Raw genomic sequence first — 16,603 nt, 5'->3', positions numbered from 1 at the left:
CACGAACGTTCGTTTCTGACCATGAAATTTATGGTTAAGTGATATTTATGTAGACTTTGATATTATCATTGGCGAATTCATGTTTGCAGGTTTAACTATACATGGAGGAGGATACAATGCGTAATATCTCCGACATTATCGAACAATATTTAAAACGGATACTGCAGGAAGGTGAAGGCGCCATAGAGATTCAGCGCAATGATCTGGCTGACCAGTTCTCCTGTGTGCCTTCACAGATCAATTATGTTATCAGCACCCGCTTCACCCTGGAAAAGGGGTACCTCGTTGAAAGCAAGCGGGGCGGCGGCGGCTATATCCGCATACGGCGTATCGAGCTGCCTGCTCATTCGACGATCCATACCCATATTCATGAAAGTATCGGTCAGAATATGAGTCAGGTAGCCGCAGAAGGGCTTATTTATCAGCTATTGGAAGCAAGACTGATTTCCAAGCGCGAAGCCGAACTGATGCGTTCTGTCGTATGCAGGGACGTTATTTCATTGAATCTTCCCTACCGGGATGAAGTCCGTGCCAGGATGATGAAGGCCATGCTGATTTCATTGCTTGGCTCCTGATATCTGGCGAAGGGGGTAATTTTGATGGTCTGTCAGGAATGTCAAAAGAGACCGGCTACTCTTCATTTTACCAAAATCGTAAATGGGGAAAAAACGGAATTTCATATTTGTGAACACTGTGCCCGCGAAAAAGGGGAACTGATTCCGGGAACATCCGGCGGTTTTTCGATTCATAATCTGCTGTCGGGATTGATGGACTTTGATTCCAGCAACAAGGGTCAGATGGCCGGACCGCCTGTGCAGGAATTACAATGTCCGGAATGCGGAATGACCTATACCCAATTTCGCAAGCTGGGACGGTTTGGCTGCAGTTCCTGCTACAAGACATTTGATGACAAGCTGGACCCGCTGCTCAAAAGGGTTCACGGCAGTACAGCGCATACCGGCAAGCTGCCGGGACGTGCCGGTGTCCAGATCAAGATCAGACAGCAAATGCATGAATTGAAGCAGCAGCTTCAGCAGAGTATCGCTGATGAGGAATTTGAACAGGCTGCAGAACTGAGAGATCAGATCCGCGGGCTGGAGAAGCAGATTTCACAGGAGTCGTAAGGAGGAATGCCGTATGCCAAATCTCCGTTTTACCGAGAAGCCTTTGAGTGAGTGGATGAAAGAAGGCGGAGAGCATTCGGATGTTGTAATCAGCAGCAGGGTACGTATTGCACGCAATCTGGTTCATCACCCTTTTCCTATCGTTGCTTCTGCCGAGCAGGCAGAACAAGTACAGGGACAGCTGATTGAAGCGCTGGAAAGTGAATCGGTGCAGAGCATAGGTACTTTTGAGCCGATCATTCTGAGTGAACTGGATGATGTGGATAAGGAAGTGCTGATGGAGAAGCATCTGATCAGTCCGAGCCTTATTAATGAATCCAGAGCGGGAGCGGTGCTGCTGGCCGAGGACGAGTCGGTAAGTATTATGCTAAATGAAGAAGATCATCTGCGGATTCAGTGTCTGTATCCGGGATTTCAGCTTCAGGAGGCTTGGGAGCGCGCATCGGGCATTGACGATGCTTTTGAAAAGGCCGTCAATTATGCGTTCGATGATCACCGCGGCTATATGACCAGCTGTCCTACCAATATGGGAACAGGATTGCGAGCTTCGGTAATGCTTCATCTGCCGGCGCTGGCTATCATGAACCAGGTGGGACGCATACTGTCGGCAGTCTCGCAGGTCGGACTGGCGGTACGGGGCCTGTATGGCGAAGGCAGCGAGGCGATCGGTAATATCTTTCAAATTTCCAACCAGATTACACTGGGACTGTCTGAGGAAGAAATTATCGATAATCTGCGTAGCGTGGTGCTGCAGATTATTGAATATGAGCAGCATGCCCGCAATCGTCTGCTAACCGAATCCCGTCTGCGGATCACAGATCGGATTATGCGTTCTTACGGAATCCTGTGTTATGCCACCATGATGGATTCCAAAGAAGCTTTTCAGCGTATCTCCGATGTCCGCCTTGGTGTGGATCTCGGACTGATCGACAAGACGACGGTTACGCAGATGAACGAGTTAATGATTATGACACAATCGGGTTTCCTTCAGAAAACCTTCGGTGTTAAAATGGGATCAGGAGAACGCGATATGTACCGGGCGCAGCTGATCCGCGATAAATTGGGTAATGTACACGTAGAAGACTAAACCGTGGAGGTGCTTGAATATGATGTTTGGTAGATTTACGGAGCGAGCTCAAAAAGTTCTGGCTTTGGCTCAGGAAGAAGCAGTTCGTCTCGGTCACAACAACATCGGTACAGAGCATATTTTGCTTGGATTGATTCGTGAAGGTGAAGGCATCGCAGCCAAAGCGCTGATCGGTCTGGGTCTTGGACTTGAGAAAATTCAGGATGAAGTGGAATCCCTGATTGGCAGAGGTCAGGAACAGCCTACAAATATTGCATATACTCCGCGTGCCAAAAAAGTGATTGAGCTGTCCATGGATGAAGCGCGCAAGCTTGGTCATACTTATGTAGGTACAGAGCACATTCTGCTCGGTCTGATCCGTGAAGGTGAAGGCGTAGCAGCCAGAGTGCTGAATAACCTGGGCATCAGCCTGAACAAGGCACGTCAGCAGGTACTGCAGCTGCTCGGCAGCAACGAAGCAGTATCCAGTCACCATGGTACTCCGGCTAACGTGAGTACGCCTACATTGGACAGTCTGGCACGCGATCTGACGGCTATTGCCAAAGATAGCAACCTGGACCCTGTAATCGGTCGTAGCAAAGAGATCGAACGTGTTATTCAGGTACTGAGCCGCCGTACCAAAAACAATCCGGTACTGATTGGTGAACCGGGTGTTGGTAAAACAGCGATTGCTGAAGGTCTGGCCCAGAAAATCATCAATAATGAAATTCCCGAGACACTCCGTGACAAGCGTGTAATGACGCTGGATATGGGTTCTGTCGTAGCCGGAACCAAATATCGCGGTGAGTTCGAGGATCGTCTAAAAAAAATCATGGACGAGATTCGCCAGGCAGGTAACATTGTACTGTTCATTGATGAGCTGCATACGTTGATTGGTGCGGGTGGAGCAGAAGGCGCGATTGATGCTTCCAATATCCTTAAACCGGCTCTGGCACGTGGTGAGCTGCAATGTATCGGTGCAACTACACTGGACGAGTATCGTAAATATATCGAAAAAGATGCGGCTCTGGAACGTCGTTTCCAACCGATCACCGTTGATCAGCCATCTCCGGATGAAGCGGTTCAGATCCTGATGGGTCTGCGTGATCGTTATGAAGCCCATCACCGCGTGAAAATTACAGATGAAGCGATCGAACAGGCTGTTAAATTGTCTGACCGTTATATTACTGATCGCTTCCTGCCAGACAAAGCGATTGACCTGATTGATGAAGCGGGTTCCAAAGTAAGGCTGAACTCTTACACGGTACCGCCTAATCTGAAGCAGCTCGAAAGCCGTCTGGAAGATATCCGCAAGGAAAAAGACGCGGCTGTACAAAGTCAGGAATTCGAAAAAGCAGCTGCTCTGCGTGATACCGAGCAAAAAATCCGTGAAGAGCTCGATACGACCAAGAACCAATGGAAAGAAAAACAGGGTCGTACCGATTCCGAAGTTACTCCGGAAGATATCGCAGATATCGTAGCCAACTGGACAGGTATCCCGGTAACCAAGCTCAAAGAAGAAGAAACGGATCGCTTGCTCAATATGGAAAGCCTGCTGCATGAGCGCGTTATCGGTCAGGATGAAGCTGTCGTTGCTGTCAGCCGTGCCATTCGCCGTGCCCGTGCCGGTCTGAAAGATCCGAAGCGTCCAATGGGCTCCTTTATCTTCCTCGGTCCTACCGGTGTTGGTAAAACCGAGCTGGCACGTGCATTGGCCGAGTCCATGTTTGGCGACGAAAATGCCATTATCCGGATCGATATGTCCGAGTATATGGAGAAACATTCGACGTCCCGTCTGGTCGGAGCGCCTCCAGGATATGTGGGTTATGAAGAAGGCGGTCAGCTGACCGAAAAAGTTCGCCGTAAACCATATTCGGTTGTCTTGCTGGATGAGATCGAGAAAGCTCACCCGGAAGTATTCAACATCCTGCTGCAGGTACTGGAAGATGGTCGTCTGACCGATTCCAAAGGTCGTGTAGTCGATTTCCGGAATACGCTGATCATCCTGACGTCCAACGTTGGTGCCGATGCGATCCGCCGAAACAGTACGCTGGGCTTTACAGCAGCTGTAGATTCGGGTGCAGAGTACAACAACATGAAGGGCAAAGTGACAGACGAGCTGAAACGTCACTTCCGTCCAGAGTTCCTGAACCGTATTGACGATGTGATCGTATTCCACTCGCTGGAAGAAAAACACATCGCCGAGATCGTAACCCTGATGTCCGAGGAACTGCGCAAGCGTCTGCGTGAGTACGCGGTAGACTTTACCCTTACTGCCAGCGCCAAAGCTTTCCTGGCCAAAGAAGGATTCGATCCTGCGTACGGTGCGCGTCCACTTCGTCGTGCGATCCAGAAACATATCGAGGATCGTCTGTCCGAAGAACTACTGACAGGTAGCGTCACCAAAGGGGATACCCTGTTGATCGACGAAAAAGACGGTGCGCTGACTGTAGAGAAGGTTGATCCTGCTACGCAGGCGGATAGCGTCTCTGCCAACGAAGCCAATCTGTAACCAAGGCGCTCTCCATTGCTGTAAGGAATGAAAGAGTACCAGTAGATATAATGCATAAATAAAGGTTGATTCCAAAGGCAAAATCGCCCGCGGAATCAACCTTTTTAATGTTATAATAGAATAGAATGTAAAATTCAAAACATTGCAATACAATAAAAAGATATGAGATGTTAACTGTTCGGTTAACGTATATATAGAAAGGGACGTCCATGGCAAAGGTGAAAACGAAGTTTTTCTGTACGGATTGTGGATATGAATCTCCCAAATGGTATGGCAAGTGTCCGGGATGCCAGGCCTGGAATACCATGGTGGAGGAGAAAGAGAGCACAGCGGTCAAAACACAGGGAATGAATTCTTCCTTGTTCCAGACCAAGCAAAAACCTCAGGCGATTACAGAGATCGAGGCAGGCAAGGAACCTCGTATCCAGACAGGGATTCAGGAGCTGAACCGCGTACTGGGTGGCGGCGTCGTACCTGGCTCGCTGGTACTGGTCGGTGGTGATCCGGGTATCGGTAAATCGACGTTGCTGCTGCAGACGTCGCATGCGCTGACACAGGCGGGACTGCGTGTATTGTATATTTCCGGAGAGGAATCTGTTCGGCAGACCAAACTGCGTGCAGAGCGTCTGGATGCGCTATCTGATGAGCTTTTTGTACTGTGTGAAAGCAATATGGATCTGATCGAGGAAGCAATTGACAATTTGAATCCCAATTTTTTGGTTATTGACTCTATACAGACGGTATATCAGCCGGAAGTAACCAGTGCACCGGGCAGTGTATCCCAGGTTCGCGAATGTACGTCACGATTTATGCGTGTCGCGAAAATTCGAGGCATCGCTACCGTGCTGGTCGGTCATGTAACCAAGGAAGGTGCAATCGCCGGTCCGCGGATGCTGGAGCATATGGTGGACTGCGTATTGTACTTTGAAGGGGAGCGCCATCATACGTACCGGATTCTGCGGGCAGTGAAGAACCGTTTTGGCTCGACAAACGAGATGGGGATTTTTGAAATGCATGAAGAAGGATTGACGGAAGTGTCCAATCCTTCGGAATTGTTCCTGTCCGAACGTGCTATGGGAGCAGCCGGTTCGACTGTTGTCGCCAGTATGGAGGGTACGCGTCCGATGCTGGTTGAACTGCAGGCGCTGGTAGCGGCCACACATTTTCCATCTCCGCGGCGAATGGGGACCGGTGTAGATAATAACCGTCTGTCTTTGATTATTGCCGTACTCGAAAAACGCATGGGCATGTTCCTGCAAAATCAGGATGCGTACCTGAATGTGGCAGGGGGCGTCAAACTGGATGAGCCGGCTGTCGATCTGGCAATCGCGGTCAGTCTGGCTTCCAGTTTCCGGGATGCACCTACCAAGCCGGATGATGTAATTTTTGGAGAAATCGGTCTGACCGGTGAGGTGCGCGCCGTGTCCAGAGCAGAGCAGCGGGTCAAGGAAGCGGCCAAGCTGGGATTCAAACGGGTCATTTTGCCAGAGAAAAGTCTCAAGGGGTGGAAGCATCCCAAGGATATTCAATTAATCGGTGTAAATACGGTAGCGGAAGCATTAAAGGCTGCGTTGGATTAGGGGGAACAGTAGATGAAGGAAATCAGTCAAGCAGAGAAAATCAATCGCCTGCTGAAAATGGTAGCGCCAGGTACGGCATTCCGGGATGGACTCGAAAACGTATTACGGGCCAAAACGGGTGGACTTATTGTGGTCGGCTCAACGCCCCAGTTAATGGAAGTGGTAGATGGCGGCTTTTCCATCGATTGCGAATTTTCTCCCAACTATTTGTATGAGTTGGCCAAAATGGATGGCGCTATTATTCTAAGTGGCGATCTGAAGCGGATTCTCTATGCGAATACGCAGCTGATCCCGGATTCTTCCATCTCCTCGATTGAGACGGGAATTCGTCACCGTACAGCAGAGCGGGTAGCCAAGCAGACCGGAGAGCTGGTTATTTCGATCTCGCAGCGCCGTAATATTATTACGCTCTACAAGGGCAATTTGCGTTATGCGCTCAAAGAGATCGGTGTAATCCTGACCAAAGCCAATCAGGCGATCCAGACCCTGGAACGCTATCAGGCGGTATTGAGTCAGGCGCTGACCAACCTGACTGCTTCGGAATTTGAACAGATGGTTACCATTTCCGAAGTCGCCGGCGTAATCCAGCGTGTAGAGATGGTGCTGCGCATCCAGACCGAGATTAGCCGCTATATTACGGAACTCGGTGCAGAAGGCCGACTCATTTCTATGCAGATGGAAGAAATGGTCGGCAATACGGAAGAGGAATTCCGGCTGCTGCTCAAAGACTATGGACGCGATTGCAGTGAAGACAAACTGAATGAAATTGTAAATAACCTTAAGCGGATTACCGATAATGAACTCATGGATATCACGCAGATTGTCAAAATGCTGGGTTACCCTGTAGCGATTGCCCAGTCGGAAGAAGTGGTGCATGCCCGCGGATATCGTGTACTGAACAAAATCCCGAGACTGCCGAATGTGATTATCCACAATTTGGTCGAGCGTTTTGAAGCCCTGCATCAGGTAATCGGGGCAAGTATCGAAGAGCTGGATGAAGTGGATGGCATTGGAGAAGTACGGGCAAGAACGATTCGTGCCGGTCTGGAGCGCATCCAGGAACAAGTATTTATTGACAGACAAATCTAAAAGCGTTAGAATCGTAAAGTTAATTGGTTAATATATCCATCTTTGAGGTGACAAAATGATAACAAAATCAATTCCAAACCTGTGTACGCTGTTTAACCTGGGACTTGGAATGGTGGCTATTTTACTGTCGTTGAATGATAACTATAGTCTGGCAGCGATCATGGTAATTGTAGCAATGTTAATGGACGGGCTGGATGGTCGTATGGCCAGAGCACTGAATGCCCAGAGTGAACTTGGCAAAGAGCTGGATTCGCTGTCTGATCTGGTATCGTTCGGTGTAGCACCTATTATTATCATGTACGGTATTGCCTTTCATGATATCAACCCGGTGCTCGCAGTCGTGGCTTCGCTAATTTTCCCGATGTGCGGCGCAATGCGTCTGGCACGTTTCAATGTAAAAGCAGGAGTACCCGGTTACTTCACCGGTCTGCCAATTCCGGCAGCAGGCGGCGTACTGGCAACTTTATCCTTATTTCATAACGAAGTCTCTACACCGTATATGGTGATCAGCACATTAATATTGTCTTACCTGATGGTAAGCCGTGTGAAATATCCCAACTTCAAAAAAGTAGGTGTTCCGCGCAAAGCATTATGGCTGGCTCCATTCGTTATTATCGTAGCGGTTGTGATTGCTATTATGTTCCCGGATCAAGTATCCAAACTGATTTTTGTGCCACTGGCACTGTATGCATTGTATGGTTTCCAACAAAATATACGCCAGCTGACCCGACGTCGTAAGCATCAGGACGAAGACAACTCTTCCAAAGAATCCCTTCGTTAAGATGATGGCATGATATGATGAATAAAGAAGCATTTATTTCTCTAGCGTAACAGAGAATAAATGCTTTTTTTTATGTCCAAATAGTCGGAATGAATACAAAGGAGACAGGTATATGCTGGAGCAATGGAGAGAATGGGGTAATGGACTGCTGCAGGGTGGACAGTTCACAGGGAAAATGGCAGTCGACGGAATTATGATGCTGATTATCGCTTTTCTGCTGATATGGTTTTGCCGCAATCTGATGATGCGTCTGCCACAGAGCCGCAGAAGCAAAGCAGAACCGCTATCGGTAATACAGCTGATCATTATCGCCGCAGGATTGTTGGCGGGATGGGTAGCAGGAGCGGTAGGTGCGCTTATCTTCTCTTGGTGGGGGCAAGGATATGAAATTATAAGATCACTGTTCATGCTGGCTTTTGGCTATGCAGGACTGCGGCTGAGTTATGAATATGCCATAGAAATGACAAGCTGGACAAATAGAAAAATGGATTCCGACTCTGCAGCCGTGGGATCTGTAGAACGATTGGTCGAACAGTCCCCCACTAATACCATCTCTCCCAAAATAATGGATACCAATATTATTATTGATGGAAGAATCGAGCATATTATCCAGGCAGGCTTTTTGGAAGGGCAGCTGCTGGTTCCGGACTTTGTACTGCATGAACTGCAGCTGCTGGCAGATGCTGCCGATCTGCTGCGTCGTGAGCGGGGAAAACGTGGGCTGGATATGTTGAATCGACTGCGTCAGCTGGAACAGCTGGACATTTTGTATACCAACCTTCCCGAAGCGATGAGTGCCGATGACAAGCTGGTTCAGCTGGCAAGAAACCACAATGCGGTACTGCTAACCAATGATACCAATTTGCAAAAAATTAGTGAGCTGCATCAAATACGTGTCTTGAATGTCAATCATCTCGCGTCCATGTTGAAACAGCAGCTTATTGCCGGACAGCTGCTTGTTGTCTCGGTTACCAAAGCTGGCAAGGAACAAGGTCAGGGAGTAGCTTATCTGGATGATGGGACTATGATTGTAGTCGAGCAGGGGCGCGAACATATGGGGCGGGCGATTGAAGTGATCGTAACCAGTGCCCTGCAGACTGCCAATGGCAAAATGGTATTTGCCAAACCCTATATATCTAATTAAGCGGATTATAATGCCCTGTTATCCTCGTTTGGCAGCAGGCTAAGATAACAGGGATAATCTAATAGGTTGTGCTGCAGATGCAGCGGGTATATTATTAAGGAATGGGATTTGAGACGTCCTGGAAAGATGCGGGATGGCGGACTGGAAAGATAAGGATGGGGATTATGGCGAATAAGGCGGGTGTAATCGTCGTAGCTGCAGGCAAAGGTTCACGCATGGGCACGACAGAGAGCAAGCAGTATCTGAAACTTCAGGATAAGCCGATCATCATACATACGCTGGAGGTTTTTGAACGTTCATCTATTGTGGGTGAGATCGTTATGGTTACGGGAGCAGAGGATGTTGAACGCTGCAGAGACTGGGTCAAACAATACGGTTTGACCAAAGTGGTTCATGTAGCAGCTGGCGGTCGTGATCGTCAGGAATCGGTTTTGAACGGTCTGCAGCATCTGACTACCGAATGGGTGATGGTGCATGACGGAGTCCGTCCTTTTGTGACCCAAGATCATATCCAGCAGTGTTATGATACGGCAGTAGAAGCCGGTGCATCTGTACTGGCTGTCCCGGTCAAGGATACGATCAAGCAGGTCAATCCAAACAGACAGATTATCGGAACGCCGGATCGCAGCAGTCTATGGGCGATCCAGACGCCGCAGACGTTTCGGCGCAGCGATCTGCTGGATGCTCATCAGCACGCCGAGCAACAGGACTTCCGCGGCACCGATGATGCCATGCTGGTAGAGCGTCTGGGAATAACGGTAGCTGTTGTAGAAGGCAGCTATACAAATATAAAGATCACTACACCGGATGATCTGGATTATGCTGCTTACTTACTGGAACGCAAAGGAGAGAGTCATATATGATTCGCATAGGTCAGGGATTTGATGTACACCAACTGGTAGAGGGAAGGCCGTGTATTATCGGCGGCGTAACGATTCCCTACGAAAAAGGACTGCTCGGTCATTCGGATGCGGATGTACTGCTGCATACGATCACTGATGCGATCCTGGGCGCACTCGCCATGGGAGATATCGGCAAGCATTTTCCCGATACCGATCCCGAATTCAAGGATGCAGACAGCCTCAAGCTAATGCTGCATATCTGGAAAATGATCCGTGAACGCGGCTATCGCCTGGGTAATGTAGATGCAACGATCATTGCCCAGAAGCCTAAAATGGCACCTTATATTCCGCAGATGGTAGAGGTTATTGCCAAAGCCCTGGATGCGGAGATTGACCAGGTTAATGTCAAGGCGACAACAACCGAACAGCTGGGCTTCACCGGTCGCGGTGAAGGGATCGCTGCACAGGCTGTTGTATGCCTGATCAAAGAGTAATCACGTTTAAGGAGGAAATACTATTATGTCTAATGAAGTTCGCGTACGATATGCACCAAGTCCTACAGGACATCTGCATATCGGTAATGCCCGTACCGCATTGTTTAATTATCTGTTTGCCCGCAGTCAGGGTGGCAAATTCGTGATCCGCATCGAGGATACCGATGTAAAGCGCAATGTAGCCGGTGGTGAAGAAAATCAGCTATCCTACCTGAAATGGCTGGGTATCGACTGGGATGAAAGTATCGATATTGGTGGTGAATACGGACCGTATCGCCAGACCGAGCGTCTGGATATCTACCGTGAACACTGGCAGGATCTGCTGGATCGCGGTCTGGCCTACAAATGCTACTGCACCGAGGAAGAGCTGGAGCAGGAACGTGAAGAGCAGATTGCCAAAGGCGAAACTCCGCGTTATTCCGGCAAGCATCGTGATCTGACACCTGAGCAGTGTGCTGCTTTTGAAGCGGAAGGCCGTGTGCCGAGCATCCGTTTCCGTGTACCGGAGAACAAAACCTATACATTCAATGATATTGTCAAAGGCGAGATCTCGTTTACTACCGAAGATACCGGTGACTTTGTTATTGTCAAAAAAGACGGTATTCCAACGTACAACTTCGCAGTTGTACTGGACGACTATCTTATGAAAATCTCCCATGTTCTGCGCGGGGAAGATCATGTCTCCAATACGCCTCGTCAGCTGATGATCTACGAAGCACTGGGCTGGGAGCCGCCGCAATTCGGTCATATGACGCTAATCGTTAACGAAAATCACAAAAAGCTCAGCAAACGCGACGAGTCGATTATCCAGTTTATCGAGCAGTATGATCAGCTGGGTTATCTGCCGGAAGCGCTGTTCAACTTTATCGTGCTGCTGGGCTGGTCACCGGAAGGAGAAGAAGAAATTTTCTCCCGTGAAGAACTGATCAAGATCTTCGATGCCAAGCGTCTATCCAAGAGCCCGGCGGTATTCGATACCAACAAGCTGGCGCATTTGAACAACATGTATATCAAAAAAGCCGATACCGACCGTATCGCAGCAATGGCGATTCCTCATCTGCAAAAAGCAGGACGCCTGCCGGCAGAACTGAGCGAAGAACAGCAGCAGTGGGCACATGATCTGGTTGCCCTGTATCAGGAGCAAATGGTATCGGCTTCCGATATTGTGGAGTTGTCCGAAATGTTCTTCCGTACCCATGTAGAGCTTGGCCAGGAAGAACAGCAAATCCTGGGTGAAGAGCATGTCAAAACGGTTCTGGAAGCATTGCTGAACAAAATCCGTTCTTCCGAAGAATTCAGTCCTTCTCATGCAGCTGCAATGATCAAAGAAGTTCAAAAAGAAACCGGATATAAAGGAAAACAGCTGTTTATGCCGATCCGTGTAGCACTGACAGGCGAAATGCATGGACGCGATCTTAACCATACGGTATATCTGCTTGGTCGTGATCGTGTGATTGAACGTTTGGCTTCCCAGATCAAAGGGTCCTGATTTCCAATTGGCATAAAGCAGCCGTTTGAAATAAGCAGGCAAGATCGTAAATTGCTGCCGGCTGCATAATTCATATTGTTTAATCAGGTAGAGTCCGTTATAATGATCACCTGACAGCTAATTTAAAACTTAAATGGTTAACATATTGATATAACAGCATTGAGCAGGAAAAGTAAGCCTGAATATGAAGTCCCAGAGAGGATGACCCTATGAGCAATTACATTCATGGGTAGCTGGAAATCATCCACTTCAGACAGGCTGAACATGCACCTGTGAGCTGCAAAGTCGAACCTTTTCCGTTGTCTTTCCTTCATTTTGAACGAAAGCACGTGAACAGCAGTAGATTTTGCCGTCTGGTCTTACGTTACAGACTGCACAAGTTGGACAGCCTTTCTTGACCTGTTAAAAGGATAAGAAGCAATAAGGCTGCCCAAGCAGAGTGGAACCGCGTAAGAAGACGCCTCTGCAGCCCTAATCGGCTGTGGGGGCGTTTTTTAATGAGGCGCAAGCCAAAGAGGGGAAGAAGTCATGCTGAAAAATATGAGGTCCGATATTCGCGCTGTGTTCGATAATGATCCGGCAGCGCGCAGCTGGTTTGAAGTCATATTCACCTATTCGGGATTGCATGCGATCTGGGCTCACCGTCTGGCCCACTGGTTTTACTGTAAACGATGGTTTACTATCGCGCGCGTCATTTCCCAGGCAAGCCGCTTTATGACAGGTATAGAGATTCATCCTGGAGCCACAATCGGCAACCGTCTGTTTATCGATCACGGCATGGGGGTCGTGATTGGCGAGACCTGCGAGATTGGAGACGATGTGGTCATTTATCAGGGGGTCACACTTGGAGGGACAGGCAAGGAAAAAGGCAAGCGTCATCCGACAATTGGCAATAACGTTGTGATTGGCTCGGGTGCCAAAGTGCTTGGTTCCTTTACAGTGGGCTCCAATTCCAATATCGGTTCCAACTCGGTCGTGCTGCGGGAAGTGCCGCCCAACAGTACAGTAGTAGGCATCCCCGGTAAAATTGTTATTCAGGATGGCAAAAAGGCCGATCGGCTCAGTCACCAGATGCCCGATCCGGTAGCCGCCCGACTCGCTGAGCTGCAGCTGGAGATCGAGCAGCTCAAAAAGCAGCTGGAGCTGGAAAATGGAATCAAGCCGAATAGCAGCAGACATTCTTCGTAATTATTGCAATATACATGGATACAGAGAAGGGATGAGAATATGTCACTACAAATCTATAACACAATGACTCGCATGAAAGAACAGTTTGTCAGTCTGACACCGGGTGAAGTGAAAATGTATGTGTGCGGACCTACCGTATACGACTATATCCATATTGGTAATGCCCGTCCGATGATCTTTTTTGATGTGGTACGCAGCTACTTGGAGAATCAGCAGTATAAAGTCGATTATGTTGTCAATTTCACTGATGTGGATGACAAGCTGATTCGCAAAGCGGAAGAACTGGATACAACCGTTATTGAAGTAGCAGAGCGTTTTATCGCAGCTTATTTTGAAGATCTGGAAGGTCTCGGCATTCGCCGTGCGACGATTCATCCACGAGTAACCGAGAATATGGATATCATTGTCCAGTTTATCGATAAGCTGGTCGAACTCGGTTATGCTTATCCAAAAGAAGGCGATGTTTACTTCCGTACCCGCAAATTTGCTTCCTATGGCAAGCTGTCTCACCAGAAGCTGGATGAGCTGCAGTTTGGTATCCGGATCGAAGTCGACAAGCGCAAAGAAAATCCGGAAGACTTTGTACTCTGGAAAGCTGCCAAACCGGGTGAGATTTTCTGGGAAAGTCCATGGGGACAAGGACGTCCAGGCTGGCATATCGAATGCTCTGCCATGGCACGCCACTATCTGGGAGATACGCTGGATATTCACGGCGGTGGACAGGATCTGCAGTTCCCGCACCATGAGTGCGAATGCGCGCAATCGGAATCGGTAACCGGCAAGCCATTGTCCAACTATTGGATGCATAACGGCTTTATCCGTATCGACGATGAGAAAATGTCCAAGTCTCTCGGTAACGGGATTCTGGTCAAGGATCTGCGTAAAAATCACAAGCCGGCAGCTATTCGTTATCTGATGCTGTCGACACACTACCGCAATCCGCTTAACTATACAGACGATACGATGACACAGGCCGAGAACAGTATTGAACGTATTGCCAATGCTGTCAGCAATGTAAAACACCGTCTGTCCGCATCCGATACTTCTTCTCCGGCAGATACAGAGCTGGTTGGCCGTATAGAAGCGATCCGCAGTCTGTTCCACGAGAAAATGCAGGATGATTTCAATACACCGGATGCGATCACTGCGGTTTTCGAATGGGTGAATGAAGCGAACCTGCTGCTTCAGCGTGAAGTGGTACAACAAGCTTCCCTGCAAGCTCTATTGCAAGTATTTGACGAAATGAACGAAGTACTGCGTCTGTACTGGGAAGAAGAGCAGCTTCTGGATGAAGAAGTCGAGCAGCTGATCGCAGAACGTATCGAAGCGCGCAGTAGTAAAAACTGGGCAAGAGCTGATGAAATCCGCGATCTGCTGTCTGCACAGGGTATTATGCTGGAAGACACGCCTCAGGGCATGAGATGGCGTCGTAAATGAACAGGAGGAGATACCAATGAACCCTCCAGAACATAATGATATGCACGGCTGGTTTCCATTTGCTCCATCCAAGCCGGCAGAGCAGCTACCGCCGCTGGCTCTTGCCTATATGGGTGATGCCATTCACGAAGTGGCAGTAAGACAGTATCTAATTTCCGGAAAAAACTTGCGTCCCAACCATCTGCACCGTCTGTCGACCGGATTCGTATCGGCAGGCGCGCAGGCACGGATGCTTCAGCATCTGGAGCCTTTGCTGACAGAGACCGAAGCGAATGTTATACGGCAGGGGCGCAATGCCAAATCCGGTACCGTACCCAAAAATGCCAGTGTGATCGATTATCGGTATGCAACGGCATGGGAATGTCTGCTCGGATACCTGTATTACAAAGGAGAGCAGGCACGTATTGAAGAGCTGATTACCCAGGGGATTCAGCATCTGGAGCAAAAGTCGTAGACGGCTCCACGTATTATTTAGACAGGCACCGTATGCCGCAGAAGCATTTCCTTTTAAAAAGGGTAATGGATAATCAGGCATAACGTAGTCCACAGGAGGAAACACCATGGAAGAAGAATATATTGCTGGCAAGCATTCGGTGACCGAAGCGCTTCGTGCCGGCAGAAGTATCAACAAAATCTGGATTGCTGAAGGTTCCCAAAAAAATCTGGTGCAGTCGATCATGGACGAAGCCAAACAGCGCGGAGTCATTGTCCAGTATGTGGACAAGCGCAAGCTGGACAGCTTTGTACCGGGTGTACAGCATCAGGGAGTCATTGCCCAGGCGGCTCCATACGAATACGCAGAGGTAGAAGATATTCTCGCAGCTGCGCAGTCCAAGGGAGAAGCACCATTTATTCTGCTGCTGGATGAAATCGAAGATCCGCATAACCTCGGTTCGATCCTTCGTACAGCAGATTGCACTGGTGTACACGGCGTCGTTATTCCAAAACGCCGTTCGGCAGGAATCACAGCGACCGTCTCCAAAACATCCGCAGGTGCTGTAGAATATGTACCGGTAGCACGGGTTAGTAATCTGGGACAGACCATCGATCGCCTCAAGGAACAGGGCGTATGGGTAGTCGGAACCGATGTGGATACGGACAGTAATCTGTATCAGACGGATATTTTCAACGGGCCGGTAGCTGTCGTTATCGGTAATGAAGGCAAAGGCATGGGCCGCTTGATCCGGGAGAAGTGCGATGTACTGGTTCAGCTGCCGATGAAAGGGCAGATTAACTCGCTTAATGCTTCAGTAGCTGCAGGAGTGGTCATGTACGAAGTACTGCGCCGCCGGCAGTCACTCGGTTAGAAGGTATGACGGATCTGCGGGATGTTCTTCTGGTGGATGGTTACAATATGATCGGTTCCTGGCCCGAGCTGGTAGAATTATCGGAGATCGGGCTGAATGAAGCACGCAACCGTCTGCTGGAACGTCTGGCTAATTATCAGGCGTACTCGGGACGGCGAGTCATTGCCGTTTTTGATGCCTACCGGGTTCCGGGACTTGGCAAATCCTACGAACAGGGCAAGGTCGAGATGTACTTTACCAAAGAAAAGGAGACTGCCGATGAAGCGATTGAACGCTTTGTCGGTGAGTTGTCCCACCGCCGCCGCCAAATCTATGTGGCTACCAGTGATCTGGCTGAGCAGCATGTCGTTTTTGGTCAGGGAGCACTTCGGGTATCTGCCCGTGAGCTGCTAATCGAGGTGCAAATCAGCGAAAGAGAGATTGCACAGCGCATACGCGAACAGCGGGAGTACGGTTCACGCAATACACTGGATGGCAAACTGAATCCGCAGCAGCGGTATTTATTCGAGAAATGGCGCAGGGGAGAGTGAGTTGTCACTGTAATGACAGC

Annotated in this window: 16 protein-coding genes and 1 other annotated feature; all 16 genes read left to right on the top strand. The window is 49.1% G+C overall.

What is annotated here, in order from left to right; all coding sequences use genetic code 11:
- Positions 1 to 116: 116 nt before the first annotated feature.
- The 16 genes from AR543_RS22285 (at position 117) to AR543_RS22210 (ending at position 16,583) form a co-directional block, all read left to right on the top strand.
- Entirely contained in the window at positions 117 to 575 is a 459-nt protein-coding gene (locus tag AR543_RS22285) for a CtsR family transcriptional regulator (RefSeq protein ID WP_017815331.1), read from the top strand.
- Between the two features lie 24 nt (positions 576 to 599).
- Positions 600 to 1,124, top strand: coding sequence for a protein-arginine kinase activator protein McsA (locus AR543_RS22280; RefSeq protein ID WP_060536455.1), 525 nt, complete (start codon positions 600 to 602; stop codon positions 1,122 to 1,124).
- 13 nt (positions 1,125 to 1,137) lie between these two features.
- On the top strand, positions 1,138 to 2,211 hold the full coding sequence (locus tag AR543_RS22275) for a protein arginine kinase (RefSeq protein ID WP_060536454.1): 1,074 nt from the start codon (positions 1,138 to 1,140) through the stop codon (positions 2,209 to 2,211).
- Between the two features lie 19 nt (positions 2,212 to 2,230).
- A complete protein-coding gene (gene clpC, locus AR543_RS22270; RefSeq protein WP_060536453.1) occupies positions 2,231 to 4,702 on the top strand; it encodes an ATP-dependent protease ATP-binding subunit ClpC in 2,472 nt (823 codons plus the stop codon).
- Between the two features lie 209 nt (positions 4,703 to 4,911).
- Complete coding sequence (radA, locus tag AR543_RS22265; protein ID WP_060536452.1) at positions 4,912 to 6,282, top strand: DNA repair protein RadA; 1,371 nt, start codon at positions 4,912 to 4,914, stop codon at positions 6,280 to 6,282.
- A 12-nt stretch (positions 6,283 to 6,294) separates the two neighbouring features.
- Positions 6,295 to 7,371, top strand: coding sequence for a DNA integrity scanning diadenylate cyclase DisA (gene disA, locus AR543_RS22260; protein ID WP_060536451.1), 1,077 nt, complete (start codon positions 6,295 to 6,297; stop codon positions 7,369 to 7,371).
- Positions 7,372 to 7,426: 55 nt separating this feature from the next.
- A complete protein-coding gene (gene pssA, locus AR543_RS22255; protein ID WP_060536450.1) occupies positions 7,427 to 8,152 on the top strand; it encodes a CDP-diacylglycerol--serine O-phosphatidyltransferase in 726 nt (241 codons plus the stop codon).
- A gap of 112 nt (positions 8,153 to 8,264) precedes the next feature.
- Positions 8,265 to 9,296, top strand: coding sequence for a PIN/TRAM domain-containing protein (locus tag AR543_RS22250; protein WP_060536449.1), 1,032 nt, complete (start codon positions 8,265 to 8,267; stop codon positions 9,294 to 9,296).
- A 164-nt stretch (positions 9,297 to 9,460) separates the two neighbouring features.
- Positions 9,461 to 10,159 (top strand): 2-C-methyl-D-erythritol 4-phosphate cytidylyltransferase, encoded by a 699-nt coding sequence (gene ispD, locus AR543_RS22245; protein WP_060536448.1) that lies wholly within the window; start codon positions 9,461 to 9,463, stop codon positions 10,157 to 10,159.
- Positions 10,156 to 10,632, top strand: coding sequence for a 2-C-methyl-D-erythritol 2,4-cyclodiphosphate synthase (ispF, locus tag AR543_RS22240; protein ID WP_060536447.1), 477 nt, complete (start codon positions 10,156 to 10,158; stop codon positions 10,630 to 10,632). The genes ispD and ispF overlap by 4 nt, the downstream gene beginning before the upstream one ends.
- A 25-nt stretch (positions 10,633 to 10,657) precedes the next feature.
- A complete protein-coding gene (gltX, locus tag AR543_RS22235) occupies positions 10,658 to 12,121 on the top strand; it encodes a glutamate--tRNA ligase (protein ID WP_060536446.1) in 1,464 nt (487 codons plus the stop codon).
- A gap of 150 nt (positions 12,122 to 12,271) precedes the next feature.
- Positions 12,272 to 12,589: a binding site (T-box leader), on the top strand.
- A 60-nt stretch (positions 12,590 to 12,649) separates the two neighbouring features.
- Entirely contained in the window at positions 12,650 to 13,309 is a 660-nt protein-coding gene (gene cysE / locus AR543_RS22230; RefSeq protein WP_060536445.1) for a serine O-acetyltransferase, read from the top strand.
- 39 nt (positions 13,310 to 13,348) lie between these two features.
- A complete protein-coding gene (gene cysS / locus AR543_RS22225; protein ID WP_060536444.1) occupies positions 13,349 to 14,746 on the top strand; it encodes a cysteine--tRNA ligase in 1,398 nt (465 codons plus the stop codon).
- 16 nt (positions 14,747 to 14,762) lie between these two features.
- On the top strand, positions 14,763 to 15,200 hold the full coding sequence (locus AR543_RS22220) for a Mini-ribonuclease 3 (protein WP_060536443.1): 438 nt from the start codon (positions 14,763 to 14,765) through the stop codon (positions 15,198 to 15,200).
- A gap of 106 nt (positions 15,201 to 15,306) precedes the next feature.
- The gene (rlmB, locus tag AR543_RS22215) at positions 15,307 to 16,053 is read left to right on the top strand and encodes a 23S rRNA (guanosine(2251)-2'-O)-methyltransferase RlmB (RefSeq protein WP_060536442.1); all 747 of its coding nucleotides are present in this window, start codon (positions 15,307 to 15,309) and stop codon (positions 16,051 to 16,053) included.
- Between the two features lie 5 nt (positions 16,054 to 16,058).
- A complete protein-coding gene (locus AR543_RS22210) occupies positions 16,059 to 16,583 on the top strand; it encodes an NYN domain-containing protein (RefSeq protein WP_060536441.1) in 525 nt (174 codons plus the stop codon).
- Positions 16,584 to 16,603 lie beyond the last annotated feature (20 nt).

The organism is Paenibacillus bovis, from assembly GCF_001421015.2.
GTDB classification, from domain to species: domain Bacteria; phylum Bacillota; class Bacilli; order Paenibacillales; family Paenibacillaceae; genus Saccharibacillus; species Saccharibacillus bovis.
Note: the sequence above shows the minus strand (reverse complement) of the source record. Positions and strands in the feature narration are given on the sequence as shown.